Genomic DNA, 21250 nt, shown 5'->3' with positions numbered 1-21250 from the left:
CGTGAACCGTGCGGTTCAGCTGCCGTAGACCTGGAACTCCCACAGCGAGTAGCCGTACTGGGTGGCCCGGGCGGTGCCGTACATGCGGACGTAGCGGCCGGAGCCGGAGACGGTCAGGGACTGGGTGCCGGCGGCCCCGGCGGTGACCGGGGTGAGATTGGTCCAGGTGGCGCCGTCGGTGGAGGACTGGAGTTGGAAGGCCGAGGCGTAGGCGGCCTCCCAGTTGAGGTCGACGCGGCTGAGGGTGTGGCTGGCGCCGAGGTCGACCTGGAGCCACTGGGGGTCGCTGAACGCCGAGGACCAGCGGGTGCCGGTGTTGCCGTCAACGGCGTTGGCGGCGACGAAGCTGGCGTTCTCGCTCGACGACGAGGTGGCGGTCTTTCCTTGCGACAGCAGGGTTCCGGTGCCGCCGCCGGAGCTGGGGGTGCCGTAGAGCGCCAGCTCGTACAGGGAATCTCCCCACTGTGAGGCCCGAGCGGTGGCGTTGACCCGCACGTAGCGGGCGGTCGCCGACAGGGCCACGGACTGGATGTCCTGTGGGGAGTTGTTGTTGGAGTAGACGGTGGCCCAGGAGTTGCCGTCGGTGGAGGTCTGTATCTGGTACGCCGACGCGGCGGCGGCCTCCCAGGTCAGCACGGCGTGGTTGAGGGCGTAGTTCTGGCCGAGATCCACCTGGAGCCACTGGGGATCGCTGAACGCCGACGACCACCGGGTGGTGATGTTGCCGTCGGTGGCGTTGGACGCCGGGAACTGGGCGCTCTCGGAGGAGGAGGCGGTGGTGGGCTTGCCCTGGGCGATGTTGGTGCCGTAGTTGGGCGACTTGTTGTACACGGCCACGTAGTCGACGTTGAGCGAGCCGCCGGAGACGGTGGCGGCGGTGGGCCCGCCGCCGAACGCGGCCGGGAAGGCGCCGCCGATGGCCAGGTCGAAGATGATGAAGAAGCTGTGGTCCACGGCGTTGGCCCACGTGGTCGCGTCGACCTGGCTGGAGTTGAGGGTGAAGTACTGCGTGCCGTCGAGGTACCAGCGGATCTGCTCGGGCGACACCGAGCGGTCGATCTCCACCGCGTAGGTGTGATACCCGGTCTGGCAGCCGCCGCAGGCCCGTTCGCCGCTGCCGATGCCGGTGCCCTCGTTGCACGGCCCGCCGGGGCTGACCCCGCAGTGCAGGGTGCCGAACACCGAGCTGCGGCCGTTGATGTCCTCCAGGATGTCGACCTCGCCGGAACCCGGCCACACCTGGCCGATCCGCAGCGGCGCGCCGAGCATCCAGAACGCGGGCCAGTAGCCGGCGCCGTTGGTGGTGTTGAGGTTGGGCTGCTGGATGGACGCCTGCATCCGCACCACGCCGCCGGGCTGCGCGCCGAAGCCGTCGGCCTGGGTCTCGACCCGGCCGGAGGTCCAGCCGGCGTTGGGATCGCTGCCGGAGTGCAGGGCCTTGAGCACCAGGTGGCCGCTGCCGTCCTGGTAGACGTTGGCGGTGCTGGTGGTGGTCGTCTCGATCTCGCCGGTGCCGAAGCTGGAGCCGGGACCGGCGTCGTAACGCCAGGTTCCGGTGTCCAGGCCGGTGTTGGCGGCGCCGGTGAAGTCGTCGCTCCAGGTGGTCGTGAAGCCCGCGGGCGGCGCGGGCACGGCCGCGGGCGCGGCGACGGCGGCATGGGTGGTCGGCGTCGCGGCCGTGGTGGTCAGGCCGATCGCGCTGGTGATGGTCAGGGTCAACGCGAACAGGCCGGTGGTGAGTCGTCCGGGTGAGCGGAGCTTGTCCCTGATCGACATGGGCACTCCTTGCGGGCGGGGACAGGGCGACCGCGTCTGGCGGGAGGCGTCACCGAGGCAGGGGGCACTGGCAGGGCGGGGGAGAGAGCGCTCTCACACGAGGATCTCCCTCGATTCCGATAACTGTCAAGGGGGTCTGCCGCCAGACGCGTCAACATCCTTGACATCTGGCCGTAACCGTATGAGCCTCCACGTGAGAGCGCTCTCTTCCCCTGCCCCGCCCCCTGCCGGCTCTGGAGAGGGACCCATGTCCATCACCGCATCGCGGCGGCGTTGGCTTCGCGGCCCGCTGCTGCTCGTCGCCGCCCTGACGGCGACCTTCCTCGGCGCGCTCCCCGCGCACGCCGCCGGAACCCTGATATCGCAAGGCAAGACCGCCACGGCATCGTCTACTGAGAACGCCAGTTTCGGCGCGGCCAACGCGGTCGACGGCAACACCGGCACCCGCTGGTCCTCGGCGTTCAGCGACCCACAGTGGGTCGAGGTCGACCTGGGCGCCACCGCCACCCTCAACCAGGTGGTGCTGAACTGGGAAGCCGCCTATGGAAAGGCTTTCCAGATCCAGGCCTCGGCCGACAACGCCACCTGGACCACGCTCTACTCCACGACCACCGGCGCCGGCGGCACGCAGACGCTCACCGTCACCGGAAGTGGACGCTACGTACGGATGTACGGCACGCAGCGTGGCACCGTCTACGGCTACTCCCTGTGGGAATTCCAGGTATTCGGAACAATCACCGGCGGCGGGGGCGGCACCCCCACCGGCCCGGGCGCGCCGCCGCCCGACTCGTTCTGGGGTGACACCAGCACCATTCCGCCCGCGCAGAACGTGCTGACGGTCAAGGTCCTCAACCGCACCAACGGCAAGTATCCGGACAGCCAGGTGTACTGGAGTTTCAACGGCCAGACCCACTCCATCGCCGAGCAGCCGTATGTGGACATGCCGGCCAATTCCGCCGGCCGCATGTACTTCTACCTCGGCGCGCCCAACAGCCAGTACTACGACTTCATCGAGTTCACGGTCGGGCCGTCGGTGTTCAACGGCAACACCACCCGGGTCGACGCGTTCGGGCTCAAGCTGGCCATGCGGCTGCACGCCCACGACGGCTACGACGTCCAGGTCGGCGAGGACTACCAGACCTTCCAGGAGGATCGCACCGCGACCTTCCAGAAGTTCGTCAACGAGGCGCCGACCGAGTTCAAGCAGCTGGCCCAGGTCCAGTCGCCGTACCGGATCCCCGCGCCCGGCAGCGTCGCCGCGTTCCAGCCGGGCGGCCAGTACGCCAACTACTTCACCAGCTACGCCCAGTCCGTCGGCGTCAACGAGACCACGCAGTACATCTTCGGCTGCGCCAACACGATGGCCGCCAACCCGACCATGTGCGCCGCCCTGAACCGGCACACCGCGCAGCTGCCCTCCTCGCAGCAGCAGGACCCGACCCAGTTCTACAAGGCCGCGCCGGCCAACTACTACGCCAAGTTCTGGCACGACCACGGCATCAACCACCTCGCGTACGGCTTCCCGTACGACGACGTGGCCGGCCAGTCGTCCTTCATCTCCCACGGCAACCCCCAGTGGCTGGAGGTCGCGGTGGGCTGGTGAGCCCCGGCCTCCGGGACGGTCTCGGCCGTCCCGGAGGCGTCCGGCCTGCCCGATCGCGCGAACGCCTGCCGCACCGGACGATTCGATCATTCGCCGGGCGTGCCGTGCGGTGATGGCGACCGGACAGCCGAGCGGATTCGAGACGGTCAGCGACCGTCCACAGTGCTATGTGGACTTTCTCGACCAGCGCACGACGATTCCCGGCGAGCGTGCGGACTGGCTCTGCTCGGGGATCGTCTGCTTCGCCGTGGTCGGCCGGAAGCCCTCGCGCGCTTAGGCCATCCGGGTTACCGTGAACGTCGTGGCGCGACGGTCGGCGGTGCCGGATCCGGTGGAGCCGATGCTGGCCGGCTCCGACGGCGGCACGCTGCCGACCGGCGAGGCCTGGTCGTACGAGTTCAAATGGGACGGTTACCGGGCGGTCATGCGGGTGGCCGCCGACGGCGCCACCCGGCTGAACAGCCGCAACCTCAACGATTTAACCGTCCGCTACGCCGAGGTGACCGAGCCGGGCCTGGACGCATCGGCGGTCATCGACGGCGAGATCGTCGCCCTGGACAGCCGGGGCGTGCCCGACTTCAGCCTGTTGCAGAACCGGGCGGTGAAGGTCCAGTACTTCGCCTTCGACCTGCTCCAGCTGGACGGCCGGGACCTGACGGGCGAGCCCTATCGCCGGCGCCGGGAGCTGCTGGCCGAGCTGGCCCCGGGCAATCCCCGGATCTCCGTCACGCCGTGCTACGACCACGCCGACGTCGACCCGGAACAGCTGCTCCAGATCGCCGCGGACGCCGGGTTGGAGGGGCTGATCGCCAAGGTCACCGACTCCCGCTACCACCCGGGCCGCCGCAGCCTCGAATGGCTGAAACACCCGTTCTGGCACACCCAGGAGGTGATCATCGGCGGCTGGCGGCCCGGACAGGGGCGGCGCGAGGGCACCATCGGCGCGCTGCTGCTGGGCGCCTACGACGACACCGGTCTGCGCTACATCGGCGACGTCGGCACGGGATTCACCGACCAGGCGCTGAACGATCTGCGCGCCGAGCTGGAACCGTTGGGGCAAAAGCAATCCCCGTTCGTCAACCCGGTGCCGCGGGACCGGGCCCGTAACGTGCGCTGGCTGCGGCCGGAGCGGGTCGGCGAGGTGGAGTACCGAAAGTTCACTGTGGACGGTGTGCTGCGGCACTCGACCTGGCGGGGCCTGCGGCCCGACCGCCGCCCCGACGAGGTGCGCTGCCCGTAGCGGCGCCTCAGGACTGCGACTGGCGTTCGCGATGGCGGGCCTGGCGGGCCCGGTTGGCGCAGGTCTTGGTGTCGCAGAACTTCCGGCGGTCGTCGCCGTGGGCGAAGAAGAGCACGCAGTCGTGGTTGGCGCAGCCGCGCAGGGTGGCGGCGGCCACGACCTCGACGGCGGATCGGGCCAGCACGGCCAGCGGCCCGCCGCCCCACTCGACCACGGGACCGTCCGAAGTGGACGTCAGGGTGGCCAGGCAGCGGAACGCGGCGGCGTTGACGGCCCTGACGGCCTCGGGGTCGGCCGAGCGGGTGTCGGCGGTGGCCTGAAAGACCTCGCGGATGGCGTCCCGCAGAGCCCGCAGCCGGTCGCCGTCGACCGGGCCCAGCACCGGGTGCAGCGCGAGCCAGTCGGCCACGCCGGCGTCGTCGGCGATCAGGTCGACCTCCCGCCCCCGCGTCCGGACGGCCGTGTTGGCCAGGTCGACCGCGAGGGGCTCGCCGAGCAGCGGAAAAGTCGTCACCGAAGCAGGGTAACGCATCAGGCGTTACGTGTGCTACGGTCGTCAAAGTAACGCATAGGGCGTTACTTCGATTCGAGGAGTGCGTGTCATGGCGATCCGGTACCGCAGGGAGACCGTCGACGGGCTGTCGGTGTTCTACCGGGAGGCCGGCGACCCGGCCCGGCCCACGCTGCTGCTCCTGCACGGCTACCCGACATCGTCGGTGATGTTCCGCGACCTGATCCCGCTGCTGGCCGACGACTTCCACGTGATTGCCCCCGACCTGCCCGGCTTCGGCCAGACCGACATGCCGTCCGTGCGGGAGTTCGACTACACCTTCGACCACCTGGCCGAGGTGATCGACAGGTTCGTCGAGCAGGTCGGCCTGGGCACGTTCGGCATCTACGTGCAGGACTACGGCTCGCCGGTCGGTTTCCGGCTGGCCCTCAGGCGGCCGGACCAGGTGCGGGCGATCGTGAGCCAGAACGGCAACGCCTACGACGAGGGCCTGGTCCCCGAGTTCTGGGCCCCGCTGCGGGAGTTCTGGGCCAACTGGACCCCGGCCACCGAGGCCCCCGTCGCCGCCGCCATCTCCGACGAGGCCACCCGCTGGCAGTACGTGCACGGCGAGACCGACCCCGAGCTGGTCAGCCCCGACGCCAGCACCCTGGACAGCCTGCTGCTGGGCCGCCCGGGCGCCCGTGAGGTGCAGCTCCAGTTGTTCCACGACTACCGCACCAACCCGCCGAGCTACCCGGCCTGGCAGGCCTTCCTGCGCGACAACCGCCCCGGCGTGCTCGCCGTCTGGGGCCGCAACGACCAGATCTTCGGCCCCGACGGCGCCCGCGCCTTCGCCCGCGACGTGCCCGACGCCGAGATCCACCTCCTAGACGCTGGCCACTTCGCCCTGGAGACCCAAGCCCCGACCATCGCCGCCCTGATCAAGGACTTCCTCCCCAAGCACGTGAAGTGACCCCGGCGAGTCCGCTCACAGTCATACCGATCGACGGCGGCGCCGCGTGAGCCTATGGTCACCAGCGCTCTTTCTGCTTGTCGCTCATGTTTCCCACCGTGGCCGGGTTTCCCGGCGGCTGCCTGTTCTTCGGCGTGGAACCGGGATCGGATTCGGCGGAACGCCTGCGGCTACTGGACTCCCTGACCGCCTAGCCCTGGGTCGCCACGGCCCGCCACCACTCGGCCAACCCGTCCGCGCTCATCCGACCCCAGTCCGGTGTGTCCAGCACGAGAGCCTTTCCCAGCGATCGACCCAGCGCGACCATTCCCCGATGCACGGGGCCTCGCCGCTGGTCGAACAACCGCAGCGCGTCCGTCAACTCCTTGCCCTCACTGAGAACTGTCTGCAACGCCACCGCGTCCTGCATGGCTTTCACCGCGCCGGCCCCGGTGTGCGGGCGGGCGACCGCGGCGGCGTCGCCGACCAGGGCCAGGCGTCCCGTGGCCAGGGCCGGGGTCATCACCTCGTAGATCGGCTGCACCAGGAGCTTGTCGACCGGCGTGGCCCGGATGACCTCGCGCCAGTGCCGGGGCAGTTTCTCGCCGATCACGGCCAGGTGGTCGAGCAGCTCCGGCGGCATGGCGCCGGGCGGGAGGCTGGTCGGATCGTCCCAACGGCCGCTCGGCGCGGCCGAGTACACGGCCCAGTTGACGGCCGGCCCGTCGGGCCCGGGAATCAGGTACATCACGAGATGTCCGCCCGGGAACACGAGATACACGAGGTCGTCCTCGGCCCAGGGCACGGGCCGGCCGGGAAGGGATGACGCGGGCAGGGTGCCCCGCCACAACAGATAGCCGACATACCGGGGGTGGGTGTCGGGGAACATCGCCGCCCGGACGGTGGACCGGTAGCCGTCCGTGCCGATGACGGCGTCGAAACGCTCCTGCGAGCCGTCGGACAGCGTCACGGTCACCTTGTCGCCGCCGTCGACGACCGACACCACCCGGTGGCCCGACCGGTAGTCGACCGCGGCGGGCACCCGATCCCGCAACGACCGCCACAGCAGGCCCCAGTTGTAGGTGCGGGCGCCGAAATCCGTGACGGCGACGACCCGACCGCCGTACGACGACCCGTCCTGGGTGATCCACTTGCGCCTGGCCACCGTCAGGAACGGAGTGGCGGCGTCGAGATAACCCGCGTCCACCAGCTCGCGGCGGGAGTCGCCCAGCATGCCGATCCCGACGCCCCGGTCCTGTAGGCCGTCGGCGCTGCGTTCGAGGACGGTCACGTCGTTGCCGGTGCGCCACAACGCCAACGCGGCCGCGCAGCCGGCCACGCTGCCGCCGACGACGGCGACTTTCTCCCCAGTCATGGCCGGATCTTCTCAGAAGGTGTACCGGAAATAGAGGCCCAGATCCCGGATCGCCGGGAAGGGGCGGATGACCTTGGTGAGGATCCGGGTGCTGCGCTGGAGGCCGGCGGCGCTGGGGGCGAGCAGGGCGCTGACGGCGTCCATGCAGTGAAGGCGGGAATCGATGCGGTCGATGTCGGCCCGGCTGTCGACCGGCCATCGCAGCATGGCCTGGCCGAAGTGCCGCTTGAGCATGATGTTGACCAGCCACACGCCCAGGCGGTTGTGGGTGTCGAAGGCGAGCGTGCCGTGGCCGAAGCGGTCGACGACGCCGCGGAGCAGGGCGTGGCCCTCGGCCGGGGTGAGGTACATGGTCAGGCCCTCGGCGACCACGAACACCGGGCGGTCCAAGGGAATCTGCTCGAACCAGCCGGGGTCGGCGACCGACGAGGCGATCATCGTGTAGCCGGCCCGGTCCGGGAAGAGCTTGCGCCGCACGGCGATGACGTCCGGGAAGTCGACGTCGAACCAGGCCACCGAGGGCCCGGGGTCGATGCGCCATGCCCGGGTGTCCAGGCCGCAGGCCAGGTGCACGACGGTGGCAGACTCGTGGGCCGAGATGAACTCGCGAGTCCAGTCGTCGAAGTGCTTGGAGCGGGCGGCGGCGTTGGGCGCGACACGCTCGTTCATGGCCTTGAGCCGGGTGAAGTCGTAGTCGATGCGGGACAGCGCCTCCACGGCCATCCGGTCGTGCAGGATGGACGGCGTCATGCGGGCGTCGATCGCCTTGCCGTACAACGTGATCAGCGAGGTCTCCATCGCCCGGTCCAGCGTGACCTTCACCTGTGTCATGGCAACTCCGCTCGTAGTTGCGAGAGCCAGTCCTGGTAGAGCCCGGTGATCTCGGCGGCGGCCCCGGCGGGGTCGGGCGCCGACGCCGGTTCGAACGCCCGCCGCACGGTCAGGGCCAGCGCGTCGGCCTGGGCCTCGATCTCGAACTCGGTGGTCAGCGGGCCGAGCACGAAGGAGCCGGTGACGGCGGCGGCCAGCCGATGGGCCAGCAGCGGATCGGGCTCGTCGAGCAGCAGCCCGTGCTTGTGCAGCACGGCGAGGTACCGGTCGGTGGTCTCCCGCTTGCCGCCGGCGAACGCCATGCCGCTGCGGGTCTTGGTGGCCAGTTCGCCGAGCAGCGCGAGGTCGGCGGTGGCCCAGGCGCGGGCCAGCGGCCGCGCCATGACCGCCAGGAACGCCCAGCGCAGCGACCGGTGCAGCAGCACCTCGGCCGGGTCGGCCAGCATGGCGGCCAGCTGATCGGCCACCAGCCGGGCCGCGTCGCGCGTCAGGACGGCGCCGAACAGGTCCAGTTTGCTGGGCCAATAGAGGTAAACCGTGCCCTTGCCGACGCCGGCCTTCCGGGCCACCTCGTCCACGGTGATCCGCCGGTACCCGTAGCTGACCAGCAGTTCCTCGGCCGCGTCAAGGATGCGAGCCGCTTTCACGTCACGCCTCCTGACCAACTGACCAGAATCGTTTCCTAGTCAGTGTAGCAGGATCGGGGCATGACGGAGAACGCTGTGACGACAGGTCTGCGTGATCACCTGCTGCTGCACTTCGGCCAGCACGCCAAGCTTCGCGACGGCGAGTATCCGCTGGTCATCACCCGCGCCGAGGGCGTGCACGTGATCGACTCGAACGGCCGCCGCTTCCTGGACGCGCTGTCCTGCCTGTTCTGCGCCCAGCTCGGCTACTCCTACGGCGCCGAGTTCGCCGAGGCGGCCACGGCCCAGCTGACCACGCTGCCGTTCAACACCAACTGGAACACCGCGCACCCGCCGGCGATCGAGCTGGCCGAGCGGCTGGCCGACCTCGCGCCGGACGGCGTCAACCGGGCCTTCTTCACCTCCGGCGGCTCGGAGTCGGTGGAGTCGGCGTGGAAGATCGCCCGCCAGTACCACGTGGCCAACGGCCAGCCGGAACGCGTGAAGGCGGTGGCCCGCCGGACCGCCTACCACGGGCAGACCCTGGGCGCCCTGGCCTTCACCGGCATTCCCGCACTCAAGGAGCCCTTCGGACGCCCGGCGGTCGACGTGGTCCGCGTGCCCAACACCGGCGAGGGCGACCTGGAGTTCCTGCTGCGCGAGACCGAGGACGCGATCATCGCCGCCGACCCGTCGACCGTCGGCATGCTGATCGCCGAGCCGGTGCAGAACGCCGGCGGCTGCTTCACCCCGCCGGCCGGCTACTGGACCGGGCTGCGCATGCTGGCCGACCGCTACGGCTTCCTGCTGGTCGCCGACGAGGTGATCACCGGCTTCGGCCGTATCGGCGAGTACTTCGCGGTGCCCGAGGTCGTGCCCGACATGATCACCATCGCCAAGGGGCTGACCTCGGCCCACGCCCCGATGGGCGCGGTGCTGGTCAGCGACCGTGTCGCCGAGCCGTTCTACCGCCCCGGCCAGACGCTCGCGCACGGCCTGACCTTCGGCGGCCACCCGCTGGCCGCCGCGATCGCCCTGCGCAACCTGGACATCTTCGAGCGCGACAAGATCCTCGACGGGGTCCGCGAGCTGACGCCGCACCTGGGCCGGCGCATGCGTGAGCTGGCTGAACTGCCCGGTGTGGTCGAGGTCCGCGGCGACGGCTTCTTCTACGCCGCCGAGCTGGACATCGACGACCTGGCCCCGGTCAGGGCCGGGCTGCTGCGGGCCGGCCTGATCGCCCGGGCCGACGACCGGGGCAAGCCGGTGGTCCAGATCGCCCCGCCGCTGGTCTGCGAGCGCGAGCACCTGGACGAGATCGTGGACCGGATGGGCGCCGTTCTGGGTGAATCTCTACATAAACATTGACGGATCGCCGTCGTGTTGTAGAAAATGGAGGCCCCAACGAGGAGGCGACCAGTGCAGGTGTCCTTCGACGCGCGTCCGGACGGCTATCGGCACTGGTCCCTGCGGGTCGAGGGGGAGCTGGCCTGGCTGGTGCTGGACGTGGACGAGACCGCCGGCATCGTGCCCGGCTACGAGCTCAAGCTCAACTCCTACGACCTCGGCGTGGACATCGAGCTCTACGACGCCACCCAGCGGCTGCGCTTCGAGCACCCGGGCGTGCGCACGGTGATCGTCACCTCCGGCAAGGACCGGGTGTTCTGCGCCGGAGCCAACATCCGCATGCTGGCCGCGTCCAGCCACGAGTGGAAGGTGAACTTCTGCAAGTTCACCAACGAGACCCGCAACGGCATGGAGGACGCCACCGAGCACTCCGGCCAGACCTACCTGGCCGCGGTCAACGGGTCCTGCGCCGGCGGCGGCTACGAGCTGGCGCTGGCCTGCGAGCACATCGTGCTGGTGGACGACAACTCCTCGGCGGTGTCGCTGCCCGAGGTGCCGCTGCTGGGCGTGCTGCCCGGCACCGGCGGCCTGACCCGGCTGGTGGACAAGCGCCGGGTCCGCAAGGACCGGGCCGACGTGTTCGCCACCCGCAGCGACGGCATGCGCGGCAAGGCGGCCGTCCAATGGGGACTGGTCGACGAAGTCGTGCCGCCACGGCGTTTTGACGAGGTGGTCCGGGAGCGGGCGCTGGAGGTGGCCGCGCACTCGACCCGGCCGCGGGACGCCGAGGGCATCGAGCTCACGCCGTTGCGGCGGGAGATCGACGACGCCGGAATCCGTTACCAGCACGTGAAAGCGGCCTATGACCGGGAGCTGGGCCTGGTCGAGATCACCGTGCACGCGGCCGAGGACGACGACTGGCCGCTGACCATGACCCGCGAGCTCGACGACCTGATCCTTCGGTTGCGCACCAACGAGACCGAGCTCGGCACCTGGGTGATCAAGACCGCCGGCGACCCGGATGTCGTGCTGGCTCAGGAGAATCGGCTGCTCAACGACGACTCCTGGCTGGGCAACGAGATCCGGCACTACTACAAGCGGGTCCTCAAGCGGCTGGATGTCACCAGCCGCAGCCTGATCGCCCTGATCGAACCGGGCTCCTGCTTCGCCGGCATGCTGCTGGAACTGGCATTGGCCTGCGACCGTCAGTACATATTGGACGGTCCGCCGGTCGACGACGAGGACAGCGACGAGCGGGCCGAGATCCGGCTGAGCCCGGCCAACTTCGGCCCGTTCCCGATGGGCAACGGCCTGACCCGGCTGCAATCCCGGTTCTACGGCGAGGACATCACCCGACTGTCCGAAATGGACAAGCCGGTGGACGCCGCCGAGGCCGCCCAGGAGGGCCTGGTCACCGAGGCCTTCGACGACATCGACTGGCCCGACGAGATCCGGATCGTGCTGGAGGGGCGGGCCTCGCTCAGCCCCGACGCGCTGACCGGCATGGAGGCCAACCACCGGTTCGTGGGACCGGAAACCCTGGAAACCAAGATTTTCGCCCGGCTCACCGCCTGGCAGAACTGGATCTTCAACCGACCAGGAGCATCGGGACCCGAAGGCGCTCTCCGGCGTTACGGCACCGGTCAGAAGGCGGTCTTCGACCGGAAGCGGGTGTGAATCATGGGCAGTCCCATCAACTATGACGAGAAGATCCCCAACAACGTCGACCTGTCCTCGGACCGACGGCTCCAGCGCGCGCTCGAGGGCTGGCAGCCGAAGTTCATGAACTGGTGGTCGGAGATGGGGCCGACGCTGGAGACCCACGACGTCTACCTGCGCACCGCGGTCAGCGTCGGCCGGGCCGGCTGGGCCCACTTCGACCATGTCAAGCTGGACGAGTACCGGTGGGGCATCTTCCTGGCCGAGCGTGAGCAGCAGCGCAGCATCGGCTTCGGCGAGCACCGCGGCGAACCGGTGTGGCAGCAGGTGCCCGGCGAATACCGGGCCGACCTCCAGCGGCTGATCGTCATCCAGGGCGACACCGAGCCCGCGTCCGTGGAGCAGCAGCGGCTGCTCGGGCTGACCGCGCCCAGCCTCTACGACCTGCGCAACCTGTTCCAGGTCAATGTGGAGGAGGGGCGGCACCTGTGGGCCATGGTCTACCTGCTGCACGCCTACTTCGGCCGCGAGGGCCGGGAACAGGCCGAGGACCTGCTGCTGCGCAACTCCGGCAGCCCCGACTCGCCCCGCATCCTCGGCGCGTTCAACGAGGAGACCGCCGACTGGCTGGCCTTCTACATGTTCACCTACTTCACCGACCGGGACGGCAAGTACCAGCTCGGCACGTTGAAGGAGAGCGCGTTCGACCCGCTGTCGCGGACGTGCGAGTTCATGCTCAAGGAGGAGGCCCACCACATGTTCGTGGGCACCACCGGCGTGGACCGCGTGGTGGCCCGCAGCGCCGAGCTGATCCGCGAGCACGACACGTTCGACATCGCCCCGCACGGCGGCATCCCGCTGGAGATCATCCAGAAGTACATCAACTTCCACTACACGGTGTCGCTGGACCTGTTCGGCAGCGAGACCTCGACCAACGCGGCCAACTACTACACCGCCGGGCTCAAGGGCCGCTGGCAGGAGGGCCGCCGCAAGGACGACCACAAGCTCACCGACACCGGCTCGATCCTGGAGACGCCGCGGGCCGACGGCACCTGGGGCGGGGACGAGCTGTCCACCATCCTGATGCTCAACCTGGACCTGCGCGACGAGTACATCGCCGACTGCGAGCACGGCGTCACCCGGTGGAACCGGATCCTGGCCGAGGCCGGCATCGACCGCAGGCTGCGGCTGCCGCATCCCGGCTTCAACCGCAGCGTCGGCGTGAACGCGGCCTTCCACATCTCGCCGGACGGGGAGATCCTGGACGAGGCGACGTGGGCGCGGGCCCGGGACAAGTGGCTGCCGACCAGCCAGGACCTGGCCTTCGTGCAGTCGCTGATGCATCCGGTCTACGAACGGGGCAAGATCGCGTCCTGGGTCGCGCCGCCGACCAACGGCATCAACGGCAAGCCGTTCGAGTACGAGTACGTCCATCTGGCCTGAGGAGCACCGATGCCGGACCGGTTCAACGCCGCGGAGTACCTGGTCGACCGGCATGCCGAGTGCGGGCACACCGCAGCCGTCACCAGCCGGCGCACGCTGTCCTACGCCGAGCTGGCCGAGCAGGCGCACCGGGTCGCGGCCGGGCTGCGCGAGCTCGGGGTCCGGCCGGAGGAGCGGGTTGTGCTCAGCATGGCCGACGACGTGGAGATGCTCAGCGGCGTGCTGGGCGCGATGTACCTGGGCGCGGTCCCGGTGCCGGTGTCGACCATGCTGACCCCGGTCGAGCTGGCCGCCCTGCTGGTCGACTGCCGCAGCCGGGTGCTGCTGGCCTCGGTGGAGTTCGCGCCGGCCTGCCAGGCCGCGGTCGAGCTGGCGCCGGAGATCGAGGCCGTTGTACTGGACGGTTCAGTCGGCTTCGAGCCCCGTGGCGGCGTGGCCGTGCACCGGTGGGACGAGCTGGTGTCGGCCGGGGCGCTGGAGACGCCCTACCCGACCTGGGCCGACTCGCCGGCGCTGTGGCTCTACACTTCGGGCACCACCGGGCAGCCCAAGGCGGCCATGCACCGGCACGAGAGCGTCAGAGCCGTCGGCACGTACTACGGAAACGGAGTGCTGGGCCTGGGCCCTGAGGACCGTTGCCTGTCGGTGTCGAAGCTGTTCTTCGCCTACGGCCTGGGCAACTCCTGCTTCATGCCGCTGGCCGCCGGCGCGGTCGCCCTGCTGGAACGCTCGCGCTCCACCCCGGAGCTGATCGCCTCCCGGGCCGCCGCCGACCGGGCCACGGTTCTGTTCGGTGTGCCCACCTTCTACGCCGCGACGCTGGCCAGCGACGTGCCCGACGATGCGTTCGCCACTGTGCGGCAAGGGGTTTCGGCCGGCGAGGCGCTGCCGGCGGTGCTGTTCGAGAAGTTCCGCTCGCGCTTCGGCGTGGAAGTGCTGGACGGCATCGGCTCCACCGAGGCTTTGCACATCTTCCTGTCCAACCGGCCCGGCAGGGCGGTGGCCGGCACCAGCGGCGTGCCGGTGCCCGGCTACGAGGTGGAGATCCGCGACGAGTCCGGAAACCCTTCCGACACCGGGGATCTGTACGTGCACGGGCCGTCGACCGCAACCGGCTACTGGTGCCGCGACGAGACCACCCGCGAGGTGTTCCAGGGCCGCTGGCTGCGCACCGGCGACACCTACCGGCGCGACGACACCGGCATGTACACGTATCTGGGGCGCAGCAACGACATGCTCAAGGCCGGCGGCGTGTGGGTGTCGCCGTTCGAGGTGGAGAGCCGGCTGTTGCAGCACCCGGACGTGGAGGAGGTCGCCGTGGTGTCGGCGACCGATGAGTCCGGGTTGCAGAAGCCGGTGGCCTGCGTGGTGCCGGCGGTGGGGCACAAGGTGGACGAGGACGCCCTGATCACCTGGTGTCGTGACGGGCTCGCCTCGTACAAGCGGCCGCGGGCGGTGGTCGAGGTGGGGGAGATGCCCAAGACCGCCACCGGCAAGATCCGGCGGAACGTGTTGCGGGACATGGTCAAGACGGTGTTGATTCCTTCTGGGCTCACCGATGATCGTTGACGCCCATGTGCACGTGCCGCGACTGTCCACTGTGAAGCCGGCGTGGCTGGAGTGGGCCGACCAGTTCAGCGGCGACCACCCGTGGCGCTCGGCCTTCGACGCCGACGGCGACCCGGTTCCGTCCCGTGTGGACGCCCTGCTGGCCGAGCAGGGGGTGGATCGGGCTCTGCTGTTCTGCGAGTACAGCCCGCGGTCCACCGGCATTCAGCCGATCGAGGACCTGCTGCCGATCGTGGCGTACAACCCGGTGCGGTTCCGGTTGGTGGCCAACGTGAATCCGCACCTGCACCACCCGCTGGCGTCCGAAGTGGAGCGTCAGTTGGACCTGGGCGCGGTGGCGGTGAAGCTGCACCCCGTGCACGGCTGCTTCTCGCCCGGGGACCGCGAGGTCTACGCCGTGTACCGGGTGTGCGAGGAGCGCGGCGTGCCGGTGATCTTCCACTCGGGAGTGTCCAGCTTCCCCGGATCCCGCTCCAGCTACGGGGATCCGGCGCTGCTGGTCGACGTGGTCGAGGACTTTCCGGCGGTGCAGTTCGTCTTCGCCCACGGCGGCCGGGGCTGGTGGTACGACACCGCCGCGTTCCTGGCCCTGGCCAAGCCCAACGTGTGGCTGGACCTGGCCGGCCTGCCGCCGCGCAAGCTGCCCGAGTACTACGCCCGCTTCGACCTGCGCCGCCTGGCCACCCGCTGGATCTTCGGCACCGACTGGCCGGGCGTCCCGGGCGCGTCCCGCAACGTGGCGGCGCTGCGGGAGTTGGGCCTGGGTGAGGAACTGCTGACGGGTGTGCTCAGCGGCAACGCCGCCAAGGTCTTCCCCACCCTGGACGTGTGAGCCAGGAAAGGCCCGATACTGGCGCAGTGAAATGCCCTTTCCCTGGCGTTTGTGGCGCGGCGAAGGGACCCTTTCACACGTTGGGCGTCAGGAAGGGCCCCTTCATGACACCCAACGTCATGAAGGGGCCCTTCCTGGCGTTGAACGTGAGGATTGGTCCCTTGATCTTGGGGGATAGGGGCGCTAGGGCTGTTGTGCGAGCAACTCTCGCCAACCGGCCTGGGCGGGGTCGCGCCAGGCGGCGTGGTTGTCGTTGAACAACTGTGTGGCCCGCGACCCGCTCCACTTGGCCGGCAGCAGCTCGCGGGGCAGCTGCGGGTCCAGGAACGGGAAGCGCCGCCACTCGTGCACCAGCCGGGTCTGGGCCAGCAGCGCCGACTCCGGGCTCTTGGTGTCCAGCCCGCTGAACTGGTCGATGAAGCTCTCGTAGCGGTCGGCGACCTCCTGGAGGTCCCAGGCCGCCGCGACCATGCGCTGCACGTCGCCCAGCGCGCCGTAGGTGGCGATGAACGACATCACCTCGCTGGTCAGGGCCAGGTCCTCCAGAATGGACTTGGCCTCGACCTCGGCCCCCACGTGCGGGGACACCCACACGCCGGGCTCGGGGGAGCCGAAACCGGCCCAGCTCAACCGGGTCCGCAGCCGGTGCCGCAGTTCGCGCTTGGTCTCGGGCACCGACACCATGACCACCAGCCAGCGGCCGTCCCACTGGTGCCGGCCGCTGCCGAAGCCGTAGATCCGCTCGGCCCCCTCGACCAGCAGCCGCCGCCCGGGCGGGGTCAGCGCCCAGCGCACCCGGCGGCCGACCCGCTCCGAGGACAGCCAGCCCTCGGCGGCGACCCGGGCCAGGGCCTGGCGCGCCGACTTCTCCTCGATGTCGAACCGGCCGAGCACGTCCACGATCGTCTGGGTCCAGACGGGTTCCCCGTGCGGCAGCACGTACTCGCCCAACACCGTGGTCAGCAGCGAGCGCGCGCTGGCGTCGCTGACCTCCCTGCGCCGGGTGACCTTGGGGCGGGCGCCGCGACCCGACCCGGTTGCACCAGAACCCATCTGAACCGTCCTCAGTGACCGCCGTGAATGCTCTACTGTGCCACGGGCCGGCCGTGGACCGCGAACCTCGGGTCACCTGACCGTCGTAGTCCGATCGTCGGGCAACAGCCGGGCGGTCGGAGGCACTGCTCCCACCGGGTGACGCCGATCCGGCGATTGTCTACACGACGATCGCGTGACACCAGTGGTTCGTCTAGCCCTGGGGGTGCAATTCGAACGAGGTTCGCCCGAACGTGCGGCCGTTGACCTGGAGCTCCATCGCGTGTTCGCCCGGGTGGTAGACGCGGGTGCTGATCGGCCGGAACGAGTGCCGGCGGGTGATGGTCACCGACTCGCCGGCGGCCAGCGTGCGCACGGTCAGCTTGAACACCTTGGGGCTGAGCGAGCCGTTGGCCTTGCGGTGGTGCACCACGTAGTCCACGGCCAGCCGGACGTCGGCGCCGCCGTCGTTGCGCAGCGTGAACTCGAACGGCAGCTCGTCGCCCACGCGCACCGCCACCGCGCCCAGGGACGGCCCGACCACGGTGAGCCCGGCCGGCGGCGGAAAGCCCAGCAGCGCCAGGGCTGCGGGGTCGGCGGCCTTGACCAGGGTCCGTAGTGCGTGGCGCACAACGGGAAGCGTGTCCGTTGTCAGCCAACGGGTCGCGACGTCCACGGCCAGCGCCGGATCGGACCGGCTGATGTCGTTGAGGTGGTTGGCCACCGAGCGCCGCACATACGGGGACGGGTCGCGGTGCAGCGCGTCCAGGATCGGGACCGTCGACTGTGGATCGTCGAAGATCGCCGCCACCCGCCGGGCCCATGGCAGCCGCGGGCGCGTGCCCTCGCTGGCCAGCCGGCGCACGTGCTCGTCCGGGCTTTCGGTCCACCGCAGGGCGGTCGCCAGCGTCCGGTCGAGGTCGGCGTCCAGGAAGGTCCGCAGCGCGAACTCGCCGGTGAGCCTGGACGTCAGGTCGGCGACCAGGGCCAGGCCCTGGTCGAACGCGCCCGGCACGGCCCGCGCCGCCACCGCTTCGGTGACGGGCCAGATCATCCAGCCGGTGAAGTCCGGATCCTTCATCGCCTTGCGGATCGCCCGCTCGAACGACCCGTAGGCGGCGGGCAGGTCGGCCAGCAGGGCGTCGCGCACCAGCCGGCCCCGCTCGCTGAAGCTCGCCCCGGCCAGCTCGACCGCACGGATCGTTGGGGCGTCAAGGATCCGCGCCAGCGAGCGGACCGCGCCGGTGCTCAGCATCTCCTCGGCGGTAGGCATCAGCGGCTCCCGCCACACGCCGGATCGACGCGGTAGTCGTACCGAAGCTGCACAGGCGCAGAATAGCCATGGTCTGGGGCGCGCTCGGCAGTGACCGGCTTCCCACGCGGACCGAACTCCCAGGGCAGACGCATCGGGCCGGCCTAGGTCGTCAGCAACGCCCGGATCTGCGGAATCCACGCCAGTTCGAAGTCGACGTGCGGGCTCAGGCGCAGCATCGGCCGAGTGATGTCCAGCGGCGCCCGTTCCCGTCCGGACACCGTGGTGAGCATCTTGCGGTCGACCAGATCGGCCCGCAGCCGCACCAGATCCCGCTCGTCGTCCGGCACCAGGGCGACGATCGCGCCGGGCGCGTCGACCGGGTCCCGCAGCGACCAACCGGGCAGGTCGGCCAGCCCGGCCCGCAGCTCACGGCCGATCGCCCACAGCCGTTCGCGGATCAGCTCCGGCCCGATCCCCACGTACTCCCGCAGTGTCGTGGCCAGCCCCACCCGCCCGGCCACGTACGCCTCCCGGCTCTCCAGGCTGCGCACCGGCTGTACTCCCGAGTTCAGTGCCGGGGCGCGGGGCACCAGCCGCTCCGGCCACGGCTCCCGCACCGCCAGGTAGCCGACGCCGCGGGGGCCGGACAGCCACTTCCGGCTGGTGCCGTAGACCGCCGCCGCCCCGTCCGGGATCTCGATGTGCCCCAAGGCCTGCGCGGTGTCGATCACCACCGGCACGTCGCCGGCGATCTCGATGATCTCCCGCGCCGGCTGGACCAGGGCCCGGTGCGCGGTCAGCCCGGTCAGGTGCACCATCGCCGGCCGCCGGGTGATCAGCCGGGCGCGCAAGGCGTCCAGGTCGATCAGGCCGCTGTCGTCCACCTTGAGCAGCACCGGGTCCAGGCCGCGGTCCCGGAACGCCTGGATGTTCGGGCCCCACTCGCTCGGCGCGATCCACACCTCGTCGCCCGGCTCGACCGGCCACGCCGCCAGCAGCTGCGCCCCGGCCGTGGACGCGCTTTCCAGCAACGCGACCTCGTCCGGCCCGAATCCGCCGAGCAGTCGGCCCAACTGCCGTCGGGCCTCGGTGACGGCCCCGTCGGCCTCGCCCTCGGCGATGTATCCGCCGAGTTCCGCTTCGCGTTCGAGGTGCTCGGCGATCGCCGCCCGGGTGGCAACAGTGGTGCGCCCGCACGCCGCCGAGTCCAGGTGCAGCAGCGGGGTCTCCGACCGCAGCCCCGTCCACGCCGTGCGCACCGAGTCGTGTGGCAGTCCCATGTCAGGCAGTCTGCCGGGCGCGGACCCGCTCCGGGTACTTCGCGGTGAAGATCGCCGGGATCACGAAGCCGGCCACCTGCACCAGGATCGTCACGACCGTGCCGGCGTTGGCCACGTCCAGGATCGCCAGCACCGCGCCGGTCACGGTGAACGCGATCGCCCACGCCATCGTCAGCACCACGTTGATGCGCAGGAAGACCGGCATGTGCCAGTACTCCTTGGGCGTCTGCTGCTTGGCGATGCCCAGCGTGAACGGGCGCTTCACGGCCAGGCCGCCCCAGGCGGTCAGGGCCAGCCAGGCCATCGAGATGGCGCCGACGAAGTCGCGGACCGGCGACTGGGGGACGGTGAAGGAGAAGGCGGTCAGCGCCACGAAGTACGCCATGGTGCTGATCTCCAGCACCTGGGAGTCGAGCGGCGTGCCCTTGCGCCGGCCCTGGGCGAACAGGCCGACGGCCAGCAGCAGGCCGGCCAGCGCGCCCCACTGCCAGCCGAGGGACGACAGGACGGCGAAGGCGATCCAGGGGATGAAGCCGCGCAGGTAGTTCATCTCTGCTCCTCATATGTCAGTTGTGACATGTGAAAACTAGAACGTCCTCGGGCAACATGTCAAGAGTGGAGTATGATGGGGTCATGAGCCTCCGCCACGCGGCCCTCGGGCTGCTCACCCACGGCCCCGCCAGCGGGTACGACCTGCTCCAGACCTTCAACGGCTCGCTGGCCAACGTGTGGCCCGCGACCCAGAGCCAGCTGTACGGCGAGCTGGCCAAACTCGCCGAGGCCGGGCTGGTCACGGTGGCCGAGGAGGGCGCCCGGCGGCGCAAGGAGTACGCCCTGACCGAGGCCGGGCTGGCCGAGCTCAAGCACTGGCTCGTCGAGGTCGAGCCGACCGCGGTCAAGCGCAGCGACCTGCTGCTGCGGGTGTTCTTCCTCGGCGTCGTCGAGCCCGGGCAGGCCGAGGAGTTCCTGCGCCGGCGCGAGCGTGACTCCATCGAGCAGCACGCCGAGCTGCGGGCCACCGAGGCGGAGATCGCCCCCGAGACCGCCGACCTGGCCGTCTACGGCCGGCTCGCGCTGGAGTGGGGGCTCCGGTACACCGAGATGCAGCGGCAGTGGGCGGTGTGGGCGCAGGAGGAACTGGCCAAGGTCACCGGTTAGGCTCGGTGGCATGGCGAGCTCGACCCGCGATCGGCTGCTGCTGGCCGCCGGGCAGCTGTTGCACGAGGCCCAGGGCGGCACTGTCTCCACCCGGGCCATCTGCGACCGGGCCGGCGTGCAGGCCCCGACCCTCTACCACCACTTCGGCAGCAAGCAGGGGCTGCTGGACGCCGTCGTCAACTACGGGTTCACCCAGTACGTCGCCGAGCACACCGCCGACGTCGCCGATCCCGTGGATGCGCTGCGGGCCGGCTGGGACAGCCATGTCCGCTACGGTCTTGAGCATCCCGGCTTCTATGTGCTGCTCTACGGCCAGATCGAGCCCGCCGTGCCGTGCACGCTGACCGCCCGGGCCGAGGCCATGCTGCTCGACCGCCTCGTCGAGGTCGCCCGCTCCGGCCGCCTGCTCGTGCTGCCCGCCGACGCCGCCCGGGAGATCGTCGCCGCCAACGTCGGCGTGACCCTCAGCCTCATCGCCCGCCCCGACGACGACCGGGACCTGACCATGTCCGCCCGGGTCCGCGAGGCCGTCATCGGGTCCGTGGTGGCCGACGAAGCTGTACGCGACGGTTCAGTCGGCGCCCTGGCCGTCGCCCTCTCGGCCGCCCTGGCCGAGGACTCGCCCCTGTCCGCCGCCGAGACCGCCCTGATGCGGGAGTGGCTGGCCCGGCTCTCGGGCTAGCGCCAAGGCCGTTTAGTTAGCGCGTGAGGCGGTGTGTCAACCCCCTGAAACAAGCAACGGAGTCCCTGCTAGAACGGTGTCGACCAAGATCACCAGC

At 70.3% G+C, this 21250-nt stretch carries 20 protein-coding genes; 11 read left to right on the top strand and 9 right to left on the bottom strand.

Features of this window, described 5'->3' with window-relative positions; genetic code table 11:
- Window positions 1-15: 15 nt before the first annotated feature.
- On the bottom strand, window positions 16-1776 hold the full coding sequence (locus tag ACIG5F_RS47970; RefSeq protein ID WP_396527062.1) for a discoidin domain-containing protein: 1761 nt from the start codon (window positions 1774-1776) through the stop codon (window positions 16-18).
- Window positions 1777-2023: 247 nt separating this feature from the next.
- Here ACIG5F_RS47970 and ACIG5F_RS47965 point away from each other — a divergent pair, with 247 nt between their 5' ends.
- The 3 genes from ACIG5F_RS47965 to ligD all read left to right on the top strand — a co-directional run bounded on the left by ACIG5F_RS47965 (window position 2024) and on the right by ligD (window position 4619).
- Window positions 2024-3379: a beta-1,3-glucanase family protein gene (locus ACIG5F_RS47965; protein WP_396527061.1), complete on the top strand. Its 1356-nt coding sequence runs from the start codon at window positions 2024-2026 to the stop codon at window positions 3377-3379.
- Window positions 3380-3491: 112 nt separating this feature from the next.
- A complete protein-coding gene (locus tag ACIG5F_RS47960; RefSeq protein ID WP_396527060.1) occupies window positions 3492-3656 on the top strand; it encodes a hypothetical protein in 165 nt (54 codons plus the stop codon).
- A gap of 24 nt (window positions 3657-3680) precedes the next feature.
- Window positions 3681-4619, top strand: coding sequence for a non-homologous end-joining DNA ligase (gene ligD, locus ACIG5F_RS47955; RefSeq protein WP_396527059.1), 939 nt, complete (start codon window positions 3681-3683; stop codon window positions 4617-4619).
- 7 nt (window positions 4620-4626) lie between these two features.
- Here ligD and ACIG5F_RS47950 read toward each other — a convergent pair whose 3' ends face one another.
- The gene (locus ACIG5F_RS47950) at window positions 4627-5133 is read right to left on the bottom strand and encodes a CGNR zinc finger domain-containing protein (RefSeq protein WP_396527058.1); all 507 of its coding nucleotides are present in this window, start codon (window positions 5131-5133) and stop codon (window positions 4627-4629) included.
- Window positions 5134-5221: 88 nt separating this feature from the next.
- Here ACIG5F_RS47950 and ACIG5F_RS47945 point away from each other — a divergent pair, with 88 nt between their 5' ends.
- Window positions 5222-6085 (top strand): alpha/beta fold hydrolase, encoded by an 864-nt coding sequence (locus ACIG5F_RS47945; protein WP_396527057.1) that lies wholly within the window; start codon window positions 5222-5224, stop codon window positions 6083-6085.
- A 190-nt stretch (window positions 6086-6275) separates the two neighbouring features.
- Here ACIG5F_RS47945 and ACIG5F_RS47940 read toward each other — a convergent pair whose 3' ends face one another.
- From ACIG5F_RS47940 to ACIG5F_RS47930, 3 genes are read right to left on the bottom strand one after another with little or no spacing between them, the layout of a single operon-like run.
- Window positions 6276-7439 carry an FAD-dependent monooxygenase gene (locus ACIG5F_RS47940; RefSeq protein ID WP_396527056.1) on the bottom strand — a complete coding sequence of 388 codons (1164 nt, stop codon included), beginning with the start codon at window positions 7437-7439 and terminating at the stop codon, window positions 6276-6278.
- 12 nt (window positions 7440-7451) lie between these two features.
- A complete protein-coding gene (locus ACIG5F_RS47935; protein WP_396527055.1) occupies window positions 7452-8270 on the bottom strand; it encodes a class I SAM-dependent methyltransferase in 819 nt (272 codons plus the stop codon).
- Window positions 8267-8917, bottom strand: a complete 651-nt coding sequence (locus tag ACIG5F_RS47930) for a TetR/AcrR family transcriptional regulator (RefSeq protein WP_396527054.1) — start codon at window positions 8915-8917, stop codon at window positions 8267-8269. Before ACIG5F_RS47930 ends, ACIG5F_RS47935 begins: the two co-directional genes overlap by 4 nt.
- Before the next feature lie 60 nt (window positions 8918-8977).
- Here ACIG5F_RS47930 and ACIG5F_RS47925 point away from each other — a divergent pair, with 60 nt between their 5' ends.
- Genes ACIG5F_RS47925 through ACIG5F_RS47905 form a run of 5 tightly spaced genes read left to right on the top strand, consistent with a single transcriptional unit; the run spans window position 8978 to window position 15746 of the window.
- On the top strand, window positions 8978-10264 hold the full coding sequence (locus ACIG5F_RS47925) for an aminotransferase class III-fold pyridoxal phosphate-dependent enzyme (RefSeq protein ID WP_396527053.1): 1287 nt from the start codon (window positions 8978-8980) through the stop codon (window positions 10262-10264).
- A gap of 24 nt (window positions 10265-10288) precedes the next feature.
- Window positions 10289-11920 (top strand): 2,3-epoxybenzoyl-CoA dihydrolase, encoded by a 1632-nt coding sequence (boxC, locus tag ACIG5F_RS47920; protein WP_396527052.1) that lies wholly within the window; start codon window positions 10289-10291, stop codon window positions 11918-11920.
- A 3-nt stretch (window positions 11921-11923) separates the two neighbouring features.
- Window positions 11924-13345, top strand: coding sequence for a benzoyl-CoA 2,3-epoxidase subunit BoxB (boxB, locus tag ACIG5F_RS47915; RefSeq protein ID WP_396527051.1), 1422 nt, complete (start codon window positions 11924-11926; stop codon window positions 13343-13345).
- 9 nt (window positions 13346-13354) lie between these two features.
- Window positions 13355-14914: a benzoate-CoA ligase family protein gene (locus ACIG5F_RS47910; protein WP_396527050.1), complete on the top strand. Its 1560-nt coding sequence runs from the start codon at window positions 13355-13357 to the stop codon at window positions 14912-14914.
- On the top strand, window positions 14904-15746 hold the full coding sequence (locus tag ACIG5F_RS47905) for an amidohydrolase family protein (RefSeq protein WP_396527049.1): 843 nt from the start codon (window positions 14904-14906) through the stop codon (window positions 15744-15746). The genes ACIG5F_RS47910 and ACIG5F_RS47905 overlap by 11 nt, the downstream gene beginning before the upstream one ends.
- 183 nt (window positions 15747-15929) lie before the next feature.
- Here ACIG5F_RS47905 and ACIG5F_RS47900 read toward each other — a convergent pair whose 3' ends face one another.
- The 4 genes from ACIG5F_RS47900 to ACIG5F_RS47885 all read right to left on the bottom strand — a co-directional run bounded on the left by ACIG5F_RS47900 (window position 15930) and on the right by ACIG5F_RS47885 (window position 19863).
- A complete protein-coding gene (locus tag ACIG5F_RS47900; protein ID WP_396527048.1) occupies window positions 15930-16799 on the bottom strand; it encodes a PaaX family transcriptional regulator C-terminal domain-containing protein in 870 nt (289 codons plus the stop codon).
- Window positions 16800-16992: 193 nt separating this feature from the next.
- Entirely contained in the window at window positions 16993-18051 is a 1059-nt protein-coding gene (locus ACIG5F_RS47895) for a DNA alkylation repair protein (RefSeq protein WP_396527047.1), read from the bottom strand.
- A 143-nt stretch (window positions 18052-18194) separates the two neighbouring features.
- Window positions 18195-19313, bottom strand: coding sequence for an aminotransferase class V-fold PLP-dependent enzyme (locus ACIG5F_RS47890; protein WP_396527046.1), 1119 nt, complete (start codon window positions 19311-19313; stop codon window positions 18195-18197).
- 1 nt (window position 19314) lies between these two features.
- On the bottom strand, window positions 19315-19863 hold the full coding sequence (locus tag ACIG5F_RS47885; RefSeq protein WP_396527045.1) for a hypothetical protein: 549 nt from the start codon (window positions 19861-19863) through the stop codon (window positions 19315-19317).
- A gap of 83 nt (window positions 19864-19946) precedes the next feature.
- Between ACIG5F_RS47885 and ACIG5F_RS47880 the strand changes: the two genes are divergently transcribed.
- The gene (locus ACIG5F_RS47880) at window positions 19947-20471 is read left to right on the top strand and encodes a PadR family transcriptional regulator (RefSeq protein WP_396527044.1); all 525 of its coding nucleotides are present in this window, start codon (window positions 19947-19949) and stop codon (window positions 20469-20471) included.
- Between the two features lie 10 nt (window positions 20472-20481).
- Entirely contained in the window at window positions 20482-21153 is a 672-nt protein-coding gene (locus ACIG5F_RS47875) for a TetR/AcrR family transcriptional regulator (protein ID WP_396527043.1), read from the top strand.
- The last annotated feature ends 97 nt before the right edge of the window (window positions 21154-21250 follow it).

Origin of the sequence: Kutzneria sp. NPDC052558, from assembly GCF_044547355.1 — a bacterium.
In the GTDB taxonomy this organism is placed as follows: domain Bacteria; phylum Actinomycetota; class Actinomycetes; order Mycobacteriales; family Pseudonocardiaceae; genus Kutzneria.
This window is presented reverse-complemented; position numbering and strand designations above follow the sequence as displayed.

Excerpts from the sequence above, each read along its gene's own strand:
- ACIG5F_RS47970 (WP_396527062.1), bottom strand. The coding sequence starts at position 1,776 with ATGTCGATCAGGGACAAGCTCCGCTCACCCGGACGACTCACCACCGGC.
- ACIG5F_RS47965 (WP_396527061.1), top strand. The coding sequence starts at position 2,024 with ATGTCCATCACCGCATCGCGGCGGCGTTGGCTTCGCGGCCCGCTGCTG.
- ACIG5F_RS47960 (WP_396527060.1), top strand. The coding sequence starts at position 3,492 with ATGGCGACCGGACAGCCGAGCGGATTCGAGACGGTCAGCGACCGTCCA.
- ACIG5F_RS47945 (WP_396527057.1), top strand. The coding sequence starts at position 5,222 with ATGGCGATCCGGTACCGCAGGGAGACCGTCGACGGGCTGTCGGTGTTC.
- ACIG5F_RS47940 (WP_396527056.1), bottom strand. The coding sequence starts at position 7,439 with ATGACTGGGGAGAAAGTCGCCGTCGTCGGCGGCAGCGTGGCCGGCTGC.
- ACIG5F_RS47935 (WP_396527055.1), bottom strand. The coding sequence starts at position 8,270 with ATGACACAGGTGAAGGTCACGCTGGACCGGGCGATGGAGACCTCGCTG.
- ACIG5F_RS47925 (WP_396527053.1), top strand. The coding sequence starts at position 8,978 with ATGACGGAGAACGCTGTGACGACAGGTCTGCGTGATCACCTGCTGCTG.
- boxC (WP_396527052.1), top strand. The coding sequence starts at position 10,289 with ATGGAGGCCCCAACGAGGAGGCGACCAGTGCAGGTGTCCTTCGACGCG.
- boxB (WP_396527051.1), top strand. The coding sequence starts at position 11,924 with ATGGGCAGTCCCATCAACTATGACGAGAAGATCCCCAACAACGTCGAC.
- ACIG5F_RS47910 (WP_396527050.1), top strand. The coding sequence starts at position 13,355 with ATGCCGGACCGGTTCAACGCCGCGGAGTACCTGGTCGACCGGCATGCC.
- ACIG5F_RS47905 (WP_396527049.1), top strand. The coding sequence starts at position 14,904 with ATGATCGTTGACGCCCATGTGCACGTGCCGCGACTGTCCACTGTGAAG.
- ACIG5F_RS47900 (WP_396527048.1), bottom strand. The coding sequence starts at position 16,799 with ATGGGTTCTGGTGCAACCGGGTCGGGTCGCGGCGCCCGCCCCAAGGTC.
- ACIG5F_RS47895 (WP_396527047.1), bottom strand. The coding sequence starts at position 18,051 with ATGCCTACCGCCGAGGAGATGCTGAGCACCGGCGCGGTCCGCTCGCTG.
- ACIG5F_RS47890 (WP_396527046.1), bottom strand. The coding sequence starts at position 19,313 with ATGGGACTGCCACACGACTCGGTGCGCACGGCGTGGACGGGGCTGCGG.
- ACIG5F_RS47885 (WP_396527045.1), bottom strand. The coding sequence starts at position 19,863 with ATGAACTACCTGCGCGGCTTCATCCCCTGGATCGCCTTCGCCGTCCTG.
- ACIG5F_RS47880 (WP_396527044.1), top strand. The coding sequence starts at position 19,947 with ATGAGCCTCCGCCACGCGGCCCTCGGGCTGCTCACCCACGGCCCCGCC.
- ACIG5F_RS47875 (WP_396527043.1), top strand. The coding sequence starts at position 20,482 with ATGGCGAGCTCGACCCGCGATCGGCTGCTGCTGGCCGCCGGGCAGCTG.